We start from the raw sequence: 9918 nt of genomic DNA, 5'->3' as shown, positions 1-9918 counted from the left end.
GTGCGCGTGAGGTATCGGGACGAGGGGCATCAGAATGCCCGCGCTCCGCGCGGGTTCGATTCACGCCTCCGGCGCGGATCGAACAAGGGGCAGGATCAAGCAGCCTTGTCGCTCTCCGGGGCAGGCGCTTTCGGCCGGAAAAAGCCGCTAAGGGCTTTCAGGATTTCGGCAGGTGTCTTGTTGCCCTTTTCGGCCTGGGCGGCTGTACGGGCTTCCATGGCGTCGAGGCGAGCTGATAGCTGACGGTCCCGCTCTTGCTGGGCTTCGGCCTGCGCCGCCATCTTTTCAGCGATCTGCGCTAGGGTGTCCTCCAGCCGTGGGGCGGGCGGCTGATCCTTTAAGGTCTCGGTCGCGGCATCGCGCAAGGCGCGGTCGCAAAACTCCCCAATGCTGACTCCCGCCCGCCGCGCGGCCTTGCCAACCGCTACACGAGTTTCCGGACTGACGCCGCGAACGCCCCACACATTGCCGCCCCCGGCCTGTTTGCGGGCTGTCGAACGGCTTTTTTTCTGCTTTTCCATGACATTAAGTGCCTAAAGTAAGACGTTGTTTTACATGGTGTTATACCATGTCTCGAACTGTCGAACCAAGCCGAAAATTTACAGGTCGTTCCCCCCATAAATTCCCCCTCTTGTTGCACAGTGCTTTTTCTTCATTATCAGGTGGTTAATGGAGTAATGTGTGACCGTGTTTGATTGGGTGTCGTACAAGCTGGCTGCGCAGGAATTCAAAAATGCAGACGAGCTTTTCCAGCACTTTTCCGATCTGGCAGATCGCAAGCAGCAATGGGATTTCGCCCATTGGGCTGCCTTCATTTTTGAGAGCGTCGTCAAGGGACTGTTCTACGTCCTGTTTTACCCCGTTTTCGCCGTCGTGGAGCTGTTGCCGCCCGATGCAGGCGGCGCAACGCAATTCTTCGTCGGCCTTTTAGCCTTCATCATCACTGTCCGGGTCTATCTCGCCGCCGGTCGTCTGTTCATAGGACTGCCCTGGCGGCGCTTTCTACGCTCGCTCGTAGTGCGCAGCTCGCCCTTCGGGAAAACCCGCTGGGCAGGCTTCTGGACGCTCAAGCGGGCAGGCATGTTCAAGCCTGGCGGCCTGTTCCTGGGCGAGTGGCGCGGGCTATTCGGCCTCGTGCGCCGCGATCTGTATCACCACGGGGAAGCGCAAATTCTGACATTGGCGTCGCCCGGTAGCGGCAAGTCCGCCGGTCTGGTGGTGCCGAACCTTTTGACTGATCAGCCAGGGTCATTCGTCGTCAACGATCCGTCCGGCGAGCTGACTGCCATCACCCGGCGATTCAGAGCCACACGCGGACCGGTCGTGATCTTGAACCCTTATGCCGGGGATTTCACGGCCTCCGAACAATGGGCGAACCTGTTGGATGACACTGGATTTAATCCGCTGTCCCTCATCGACACAGGGCCTCATCTGGCGGCCGAATGCGCCGACATGGCCAGGCTGCTTATGGTCACGATCAACAGGGACCAAGGGGACTATTTCGATATCGATTCTGTGCAGTTCTTGTCGCTGGTGCTGGTCCACATGATGCTGAATTTCCCTGAGAAAGAGCGCACATTGGGCCAGCTTTTTCTCTTTGTTCACCGCACACCAGACGAAATCGAAAAAAGCCTGGTGAAGATGGTGAAGGCAGGCCAACCGCAAATCGTACCGCGCGCCAAGAAATTTCTCGGCATCCAGGCGGATGCGCCGGAACAATGGGCGGGCGTGATCGCCCGGGTTCAGCAGGCGGCTGCGACTTATGAACCCCTGACGCCGCTCGGGGAGCATGTCGCGAAAAGCGGCTTCGACGCTGCCGATCTCACGCGCCACGACATGACCGTCTATCTCGTCTGCCCATCGCAGCATCTGCGCACGGCCCAGCCATGGCTCAACTTGATGATCGGGGCGCTCGGAATGGCGGTCGGCAGGCCAGGGCCTGCCCGGTCTGTCACTTTCCTTGTCGATGAAGCTCCGGCCCTCGGCCTGTTGCCCGACCTGCGCGATATGATCGGGCAGTTCCGCAAAGCGGGTCTGCGCGTGTGGCTCTTCTCACAAACGCGGGCTGCGTTCGATTCAATCTATGGCCGCGAAAGCGCTGCCGCACTGCTCGGCCTCGCCACCATCACCCAGTTCTTTGGCATCACAGAATGGAGCGTAGCCAAAGACGCCTCAGAAATGATGGGCGAGACCTCGCGAGCCAATCGCGGCCTTTCTGAAGGCGACAAAACCGACAGGGACAGCTTCTCGTCGGTAGGCGTCCCGCTGCTCCGGCCTGAGGAGATTTATCGCGCCAAGCGTGGCCGCATGGTCCTGTCGATCGCTGGAATTCCTCACCCAATCCAGGCACGGCTAGTGCCGTATTTCAAACGACGAACCATGCGTAAGCGGGCTGATTTGAACCCTTACCGAGGCAGGTAGAAATGACTGCTATCGATATTTCTGTAATATTATTCTTTGTCCTGTACATTATATCATTTTTATGGGTCATATGGGGGATATTACATCAAATATTCAACATTAATTCTGTAATAGATAATGAAATTGTCGGCGCATCTCGCGTATGGTCGACCGCAATGTTTATATTGTCAGGCGGATTTCTAACGGTAGTTAGTTATAATAAAGTCGATTTAATGAAGTTTATTAACGGAATTATCGTATTTTCAATCTTATTATTTGTAAATTCACTTGTTGTCCCATTTATTATTACATTATTTGACAAAAGAGAAGAGCGAATTCGGCAACGACGATATGAAGTTGAAGCGGCAGAACGTGAAGAAATTAAAAGACAAAAAGAAAAAAGCGAACGAGATTTCGCAAACCGCCTCTCTTCTGAAGAGCGCGCTCGACAAGAAGAGGAAAACCGCGCCAAATCAAGGCGAGATCAAGATAATCACAAGAAAAATCAGGAAAGCAATAAAGATGAAAATGAAAACAATAATAATAATAGCAGGAGAGACAACGGAAACAATTCAGACCAAAAATTTAAAGACGCCTTGGAATTATTTGAACTCCCCCCGATTTACGATCTAAAACAACTTCAGGGACGGCGCAAGCAATTGCTTTTGCGCGTACATCCAGATCATGGTGGGTCTAATGCAATGGCCAGAATGGTCAATGAGGCTTTCGATTTATTGAAATCGAAAATTTAAGAGCTTTCCATCAATTCCACATGCGCTCGGCTATCGACCGCTGTTCCTCGCCAAGCGCGTTCGCGTAAATCGCCGTCGTCTCTATGGTGGCGTGCCCCATCCATTTCGACAGCATGTTGAGCGGCACGGCCGCGCCGATCGCCGCAACGCCGTAGCCATGGCGCAAGCCCTTCGGGCTGGCATGGGGGCCGGTAATCCCCGCCGTCTCCATAATGGCTTTGACGTGCCGCCAAGCGGTTGTGCGGCTCCAATCCCATAGGAGAGGATCGCCGCGCCGCGTGTGGGCCTCCCTGACGCCATGCACCAGGTCGAGGGTATCAAGGAGCCGGGGCGGGACCGGAACGGCTCTGTAGATGCCACTGCGCCGCTTCTTCAGCGTCTCGAACACGAGCGCCTGGCCATCGAGGTCAATCCGCTTCACCGACAGCGCCAGAGCTTCGGAAATCCGGCAGCCGGTGAAGTGCAGCACCTCGCAGAAGGATCGCACCTCGCGCGGGGCCTTGGCGGCGGCTGTGAGGAAGGCCGCGCGTTCGGCGGCGGTCAGATAGAGGCGGTTGCCCTGCGGGTCGATGAGATCGGTCATTTGAAACAGAATACTATGAAAGTGTTTCAAAACCGAGCGTCGATCGCGCCGCCTGACATTTGAATCTTGCGCAAAGCTTGTGCTGGCACGAAAAACAGGATGACACCCCCGAAAAATCGGCTAAGCTCCTGTTATCGCACATTTGTCAGACAGCCATAGGGTGGGGCACTATGCTGCAAATGATCGAAGCCCAGGCTAGGGCTCTTGCCGAGAAGATGGAGCATCTCGAAGACCGCGAACTGGTGCACGAGGCGCAAAACCTTCATGCCACCATCGTTTCAGCGATCCGCGTGACCGAGAAACGAGCCCAGCGAGAGCTGACCGGCGCCAACTCCCAAACATCACAGCGAAGCGCTGCTATCTGAAACAGAATTGGCAATTCTGTTTCAAAGCAGGTTGCAAAACTGGTCGTTTTTGCGTCAGGTGATCGCATCCTCAAAGCCTTGGGGCCTTGGTGACGAACAAAGAAACGCCTGCCTTATAATGCTCTTACCCAGTGTTTGGACCTGTAATGTATACGGTCCGGGATATTGGCTGCGATCTGTCTCCTAATCGGTTCCAGTTACGAGTCATGGATATCGCCGCGATCAATAACCCGCCAGAACAGACTACCAAAAATTTAAAACTCGCCCTATTACTGCACCAAATATTGCACTAATTATTATAGCAAAACCTTGATTCCTGTAATTATTCATTAAATCATATTCTCTTTTCGATGCTCCAACATCAAAATTAAATTTTGGTATTGCGATTTTAACGAAAAAATCGAAAATTGCTAATATTGATATTGTACATATTGCAGATATTATATTAGCTCGAATTGGGAATTCCGAAATGTTTTCATATTTCGAATAAAATGAAAGTAACAATAGAATCAAAACAAGGAATAATAGTGATATACGGATAATATAATTCATGATGTTTCTTGCGTTTCTGAAAAACCACGAGAAAAATGTTCGGCACGATTTTTCTACGATAGCAACTTTATGTATAGACTCGTCTAAAGAATCGGCACTTTCTAAATGTACGGAAAAGACTGGTATGCCGTATTCACTAGTCGCATTTATAAAGAATATATTTTTCTTTCCTTCAGAGAATGAAACGGAAGCAATTTGAATTGATTTTGGAATGTAAGCATTAAAATACGGATGCTCCCACAAAACATCCAAATTATTATCAACAATTTTGTAATTTTCGGAAAAAACAATTGTTATTTCTGGTAATGTACCAGTTAAATTCTGCGCAATAGTGCATAAGTTTTTAATTGATCCTTTCTCAATGTAATATGAACCTTTATAATTATTAGAATATAAATGACGCGTCATTTGTTTCCTATAAGCTTTATGGGTGCCGTCATTATCGAACGCTTCGGTCGCAAGGCGATCACTTCGAGCACGGCATTGCGAAACGCATCATTGCTAATCGATAAGTCCATAGCGTCAATGATCGCACTCGCCTGTTCAGCATGGTTCAAGGGGCTTTCCATATTCTCCGGCTGATCAGCGCGATCAGTGAAAAAGCGGCCTAAAGGCTTCCCGATCACCGATCATGTCGTGAAGGTAGCTCAAGGCGTAAAAGAGGGTTTCGACGGTCACGCCTGCCTTGCGGGCGATCTGCGAGGGTGTCGCGGGTCTTCCCTGTCGAAACGTGTAGGCAATCGCCCGCATGGATCGAGTGAGTTCGTCATTTGACGGCCTTCTGAAGCTGATCGGTTGATCGATCGGCGTCACGGCTTCACACTCGACGCGGCTGCTCGTCCTGGGGCAAAGTCTCATGCTGCTCGGCCGTCCAAGGCGTGAATAATTCTTCGGCCCCGCGATCCATAATCTAGGCGAGTTCCAGCCGGATCGTCCGGCCGACGGCGTGCGCCGCGCGGGACAGGGTGGCGAGTGTCACGGTCTCGTTGTCGGGATCGAGCAACCGGTCGAGCTGCGCGCGGCTGGTTGCGAGACGGCGGGCCATCTCGGTCTTGGTGATCCCCTGCTCCTCCATGATCTGTTGAAGCTGATAGGCGATCACGCGCTTTGTCGCGGTCGCCGTCGCTTCCTCATGGATTCCCTGATCTTTCAGGAAGCTGTCGAAGCTCTCGCCAAGCGTCCCTCTTTCGATGTCATCGCCGTTCATTGTTTTAGTCCTTTCATACGTTTAACCGCCACTGCAATTTCATGATCCGGGGTCTTCTGGGTCTTCTTCTCGAAGCCATGCAAAAGCACCATGTGGCCGTCATGGGCGCAGAAAAACACGCGGGCGATGCGCCCCCCGGAAAGCCTGCTCCTCACTTCCCATAAGCCGGGCTGGTTCTTGAGCGAGCGGCACAGCGGCATTCCGATGGGCCAGCCAAATTCAGCCGTCTTGATGTCGCTGCCGATGATGCGCCGATCCTCGTCCGTCAGCGACAAAAGCCACTCCCGCACGGGCATTGTCCCTTTTTCGTTTTGGAAAAACCGGGCCGGGAACCTCTTCTTCTGCAGGTCAGTCATAAGGGAATGTACCATGTAAGGTACGATTTTCGCAATAGGTACGTATTCCTTACAAAGTGCGTCACAAGCACCCCTGGTAGACAGTTGCGATTTCTCGGTTGCCCTGAATTCAGGGACCTTTCGCTGTCTCGTCCTGCCCCTTGTTCGATCCGCGCCGGAGGCGTGAATCGAACCCGCGCGGAGCGCGGGCATTCTGATGCCCCTCGTCCCGATACCTCACGCGCACCGTCGCGCGCAGAGGAGGCATAGCCCTTCACCGCGCAGCGGCGGCGAGCCGCAGGGACCCGCGCCCTTTTGGGCGTGGGTGGGCGCAGCCGGGGCTATGGCGGAGCGAGCACGGCGGTAAGCTGGCGGGCGGGTCGAGAGAAAAACAAATGACTCAATCGCCCGTCAGGGCGATTTCCGCCTATGAATATTAATTAGACATGGGTTCAGACGCCTTGGCGGACTCACGTTGTTTTTCAAGCTGCTGACTTTCAATCAGCTGGGCGAGCGCGGCCTCTAACGGCCCCGGTTCGATGTTGAACAAGAGATCGTCTTTCAACGGCAACTCTGCCCGCATGGCCTCGATCTCGGCGGCCTTCATCGCCTGCGCGTGGTCGTGATCGTCGGGCGCCGGCGCCGGCATCCCGTAGCGACCAAGCAGCCGGCGCGCGGCTGCCGGCAGGAACAGCCGGTAGGCGTTGCTGGTCTGCTGGACCTGGGGGCCTCGGCCGCCCTCGTTGGCGGTCGGCACGTAGCGCCGCAGCCAGTCGAGGAAACCATGTTGGCGAAGCGCCTTGAGCGCATCGACGACGGCGGATTTCGAGCGCTTGATCTTGGCGGCGATTGTCTCGAGCGCCGGATCGAGACGCCCGCTGCGAAAATCGACCAGGTGGGCGAGCAGCTCGAGCACCTCGAGCGCGATATGGCCAAGCGGGCCGTTACGCTGCCCGCCCTGCCTGCCTGCCATGTCATAGCGCCGCGCGGCCAGGACGAGCTGGCGCACGTCCTGGCGCGTCGTGGGCCGCCAGAACGTCCCCTCGCGCCCTTTCGCGCGGGATTCGCGGCGCACGGGTGCGCCCCGCCGTCCCCCTGGTGTCGGTTGGTGTTGGAGAATGTCCCCTAAGCTTTGCATGCGTCCCCCTCTCGGACCTGTGGGCCGAAGGGGCGGGGCGTCAAATTTTGGCAAAGCGGTGCCGTGGCAAGAATCCGCTTGCAAAAGGCCGGGGATTTTGGGAAGCTTCAGACACCACATCATGAAGTTTCCCGGGCTGTCCCCGGATATGAAGCCCGCCCTTTCGGCGGGTTTTCGTGTTTCTGGGCCTAGATTCCTCCGGGCTCGGTGAGTGATGCGCGGGCGAATCTCCCGCGCGGCATCACGCCATCGTGCCAGAGTCGGCCCGTTCCGAAAAGAATTTTTAAGGTTTGAGGATTTTTGCCGTAGATCCCGCGCGCGAATCTGTTCGCAGATCCTACCGCCTGGGACCGTTCGGCCGCATGGCATAGCGATAGCCCATGCCTCGCCGCTGTCCTTGCGCCTGCCGTTGTTGCCTGCGCTCGCGGCGTTCCTGCATCTCCCGTTCGACCTCGCCCCGGGCGTCATTCAAGGCGCGCCAGCGGGCCTTAATTTCCGCCTGTTCCGCCGCCTGCGCTGTCTTCAGCTGGGCGAGCTGCCGGAAATAGTCCGCCCGCAAACCTGTTTTGTAGTCGTGCGAGGTCGCGCGGATCGTCTTAGTTGCTTCCTTGACCTCTTGGCGCTGCCGCGCGGCGAGATTCATCCGGTCCTGAAACTGCGCCTGGTCGAGATGAGCACGGCGGCCGGTCGAGGACATGGCTGCATCGAGAGCGGCAAGTGGGGAATGCCCTTCACGAACCTTCAGGCGGTAGGTCGTCACCATGTTCGAAAACAGCCCCAGGAGGGTGTTTTCAGTGGCCTCGTGTCCACGATTTTGCGCCTCGTGTTGACGAAACAGAGCCGCCCATTGCGGCTTCATGCCCTGTTTGACCTCGGCCGTCGTCTTCTTGATGAGCTTTTCGCGCACCCGGTCGGCCGCTCTCGTCTGGTCGGTGAAATTTGTATCGAGAACCCGGCGTTCGCGCCCGTGCTTGGCTTCAAGATCGCGTCCGTCACTGAGAAGCTTGGCCAGTTGTCCGCGCTCATCGGCCTGCGCAAATTCGAAACTGAAATCATCGTTCGCCGCTGCCGCCTTGTAGGCGTTTCGGGTCTTGCGTTTACAGCTCGTCTTTTCGCCTTGCTCGCGCCGCTTCTGGTTTTCCCGCCTTCCCGCCGTGACGACTAACCCTTCCGCGTCCTCGAACTCCGCCGCCCAGGTCGAGAGCTTTCGGTGGCTGTATGACAGCGCAGCGGTTTTGCCGTCCTCCGGATGGACCAGATTGACCATGACGTGAACGTGGGCGTGATCTTTGTCCCGGTGTTCGACGGCAAGAGCCTGATGCTCGCCCAGGCCAAGGCGGTCCATCGACTGCGCGACGGCGCGGTGCATTTGGTCGGCGGTCGGGTTGTCGGCCGGATTGAAATTCAGGCTGTAGTGATAGACGGGCTTTTCGTTTTTCGCACCGCCGCGGCGAGCGCCCGCGGCGGCCTTCAGCGCGTCCGCGGAATTGTACGTCCAAAGCATATGAAGCCATGCTTTTTCGGGCTGAATGTTTGACCCCATGTTGCACGTCCACGCCGCGCCGACGCGCTCGGCCGTCTGCTGCAGCTCGTCGTGCAACAGGTAGTTTGACAGTCCCTTGAACGACTGCCCTCGTCCAATGTCCACGCCGTTCATTCGGCCAGCCGTTCAACGTGCCGGTCGATGGTGGCGATCAACTCAGGCAAATGGGGCGGCGCGGATCGCCCGGCGTTCATGTGCTTGGCAATCTGGTTGAGATTGACGCCAAGCCGCAGCAATGCCGTCGCCAACACGGCCCGGTTGTCTTCCCCCGTCCGGCTCGCAGGCATCCGGTGACCTAGAGAGCGCCGCCGCACGAACTCCGAAACCGACAAGCCAAGAGCCTCGGCCGCCGTCTCGATCTGGGCGCGCTCCTCGACCGTAAGCATGACGGCCATGTGGTGCGTCCGAAGCTCGGCAGGGTTCTTTTTGGGTCGGGCCATTTCGTTTCACATGCGCGGTTCTGGGGGTGTCCAGAGGGGGGCTTTCGCCCTCCTTTTGGCCAGGTTATTATGTAAATAAAAACACATCTGGCTATCTTCTAACGCCGCGCCCATTATGGCCAATCTCTGCTGCTGCGTCAAAGACTGTATAACGGGCCGTTCGACAGGCTGTTTGACCATCTGTATGACGGTTGAAGCACTTCAAAAAAGGCCGCAAACGCAGCGCCCACGACTGAAGTGCAGCGGCCTTTTTTGATCGGCCTAAGGGCCGATACGAGAAGCCTGACCGTTCCCCTGTGCGCTCAACTTTTTTGCAAAAAGGCGCGGGCCAAACTCGGGCTAAGCAGCACTCGCAAAAGTTTGGATCTGTTTCGACCCGCCCGCCAGCTTACCGCCGTGCTCGCTCCGCCATAGCCCCGGCTGCGCCCACCCACGCCCAAAAGGGCGCGGGTCCCTGCGGCTCGCCGCCGCTGCGCGGTGAAGGGCTATGCCTCCTCTGCGCGCGACGGTGCGCGTGAGGTATCGGGACGAGGGGCATCAGAATGCCCGCGCTCCGCGCGGGTTCGATTCACGCCTCCGGCGCGGATCGAACAAGGGGCAGGA

The 9918-nt window shown here is 56.4% G+C and carries 12 protein-coding genes; 3 read left to right on the top strand and 9 right to left on the bottom strand.

Translation table 11 applies throughout. The annotated features are described in order from the left end of the window. Nucleotides 1-95: 95 nt before the first annotated feature. The gene (locus tag LZD57_RS23770; RefSeq protein ID WP_233722070.1) at nucleotides 96-521 is read right to left on the bottom strand and encodes a hypothetical protein; all 426 of its coding nucleotides are present in this window, start codon (nucleotides 519-521) and stop codon (nucleotides 96-98) included. 160 nt (nucleotides 522-681) lie between these two features. On the opposite strand from LZD57_RS23770, the gene LZD57_RS23765 reads away from it, so the two are divergent. Both LZD57_RS23765 and LZD57_RS23760 read left to right on the top strand, forming a co-directional pair. Then, nucleotides 682-2421: a type IV secretory system conjugative DNA transfer family protein gene (locus LZD57_RS23765; RefSeq protein ID WP_233722069.1), complete on the top strand. Its 1740-nt coding sequence runs from the start codon at nucleotides 682-684 to the stop codon at nucleotides 2419-2421. 2 nt (nucleotides 2422-2423) lie between these two features. Next, nucleotides 2424-3152 (top strand): J domain-containing protein, encoded by a 729-nt coding sequence (locus tag LZD57_RS23760; protein ID WP_233722068.1) that lies wholly within the window; start codon nucleotides 2424-2426, stop codon nucleotides 3150-3152. Nucleotides 3153-3162: 10 nt separating this feature from the next. Here LZD57_RS23760 and LZD57_RS23755 read toward each other — a convergent pair whose 3' ends face one another. Then, complete coding sequence (locus tag LZD57_RS23755) at nucleotides 3163-3735, bottom strand: tyrosine-type recombinase/integrase (protein ID WP_233722067.1); 573 nt, start codon at nucleotides 3733-3735, stop codon at nucleotides 3163-3165. A gap of 170 nt (nucleotides 3736-3905) precedes the next feature. Between LZD57_RS23755 and LZD57_RS23750 the strand changes: the two genes are divergently transcribed. Continuing rightward, a complete protein-coding gene (locus tag LZD57_RS23750) occupies nucleotides 3906-4100 on the top strand; it encodes a hypothetical protein (RefSeq protein WP_233722066.1) in 195 nt (64 codons plus the stop codon). A gap of 243 nt (nucleotides 4101-4343) precedes the next feature. Here LZD57_RS23750 and LZD57_RS23745 read toward each other — a convergent pair whose 3' ends face one another. From LZD57_RS23745 to LZD57_RS23715, 7 genes are all read right to left on the bottom strand, one after another. Beyond that, nucleotides 4344-5060 (bottom strand): hypothetical protein, encoded by a 717-nt coding sequence (locus LZD57_RS23745; protein ID WP_233722065.1) that lies wholly within the window; start codon nucleotides 5058-5060, stop codon nucleotides 4344-4346. A gap of 183 nt (nucleotides 5061-5243) precedes the next feature. Further along, nucleotides 5244-5465 (bottom strand): hypothetical protein, encoded by a 222-nt coding sequence (locus tag LZD57_RS23740; protein ID WP_233722064.1) that lies wholly within the window; start codon nucleotides 5463-5465, stop codon nucleotides 5244-5246. Between the two features lie 97 nt (nucleotides 5466-5562). Continuing rightward, nucleotides 5563-5859, bottom strand: a complete 297-nt coding sequence (locus LZD57_RS23735; protein WP_233722063.1) for a helix-turn-helix domain-containing protein — start codon at nucleotides 5857-5859, stop codon at nucleotides 5563-5565. Next, nucleotides 5856-6215: a type II toxin-antitoxin system RelE/ParE family toxin gene (locus LZD57_RS23730; protein ID WP_233722062.1), complete on the bottom strand. Its 360-nt coding sequence runs from the start codon at nucleotides 6213-6215 to the stop codon at nucleotides 5856-5858. Before LZD57_RS23730 ends, LZD57_RS23735 begins: the two co-directional genes overlap by 4 nt. A gap of 415 nt (nucleotides 6216-6630) precedes the next feature. Continuing rightward, nucleotides 6631-7269, bottom strand: a complete 639-nt coding sequence (locus tag LZD57_RS23725; RefSeq protein WP_233722061.1) for a helix-turn-helix domain-containing protein — start codon at nucleotides 7267-7269, stop codon at nucleotides 6631-6633. A gap of 400 nt (nucleotides 7270-7669) precedes the next feature. After that, nucleotides 7670-8989, bottom strand: coding sequence for a relaxase/mobilization nuclease domain-containing protein (locus LZD57_RS23720; protein WP_233722060.1), 1320 nt, complete (start codon nucleotides 8987-8989; stop codon nucleotides 7670-7672). After that, entirely contained in the window at nucleotides 8986-9270 is a 285-nt protein-coding gene (locus LZD57_RS23715; protein ID WP_233722059.1) for a plasmid mobilization protein, read from the bottom strand. Before LZD57_RS23715 ends, LZD57_RS23720 begins: the two co-directional genes overlap by 4 nt. Nucleotides 9271-9918 lie beyond the last annotated feature (648 nt).

The sequence above is a fragment of the Jiella avicenniae genome, assembly GCF_021390325.1.
In the GTDB taxonomy this organism is placed as follows: Bacteria; Pseudomonadota; Alphaproteobacteria; order Rhizobiales; family Rhizobiaceae; genus Jiella; species Jiella avicenniae.
Note: the sequence above shows the minus strand (reverse complement) of the source record. Positions and strands in the feature narration are given on the sequence as shown.

What these genes read in the sequence shown, in the direction of transcription:
- LZD57_RS23735 (WP_233722063.1), bottom strand. Translation starts at nt 5,859, where the DNA reads ATGAACGGCGATGACATCGAAAGAGGGACGCTTGGCGAGAGCTTCGAC.
- LZD57_RS23760 (WP_233722068.1), top strand. Translation starts at nt 2,424, where the DNA reads ATGACTGCTATCGATATTTCTGTAATATTATTCTTTGTCCTGTACATT.
- LZD57_RS23770 (WP_233722070.1), bottom strand. Translation starts at nt 521, where the DNA reads ATGGAAAAGCAGAAAAAAAGCCGTTCGACAGCCCGCAAACAGGCCGGG.
- LZD57_RS23745 (WP_233722065.1), bottom strand. Translation starts at nt 5,060, where the DNA reads ATGACGCGTCATTTATATTCTAATAATTATAAAGGTTCATATTACATT.
- LZD57_RS23720 (WP_233722060.1), bottom strand. Translation starts at nt 8,989, where the DNA reads ATGAACGGCGTGGACATTGGACGAGGGCAGTCGTTCAAGGGACTGTCA.
- LZD57_RS23750 (WP_233722066.1), top strand. Translation starts at nt 3,906, where the DNA reads ATGCTGCAAATGATCGAAGCCCAGGCTAGGGCTCTTGCCGAGAAGATG.
- LZD57_RS23730 (WP_233722062.1), bottom strand. Translation starts at nt 6,215, where the DNA reads ATGACTGACCTGCAGAAGAAGAGGTTCCCGGCCCGGTTTTTCCAAAAC.
- LZD57_RS23755 (WP_233722067.1), bottom strand. Translation starts at nt 3,735, where the DNA reads ATGACCGATCTCATCGACCCGCAGGGCAACCGCCTCTATCTGACCGCC.
- LZD57_RS23715 (WP_233722059.1), bottom strand. Translation starts at nt 9,270, where the DNA reads ATGGCCGTCATGCTTACGGTCGAGGAGCGCGCCCAGATCGAGACGGCG.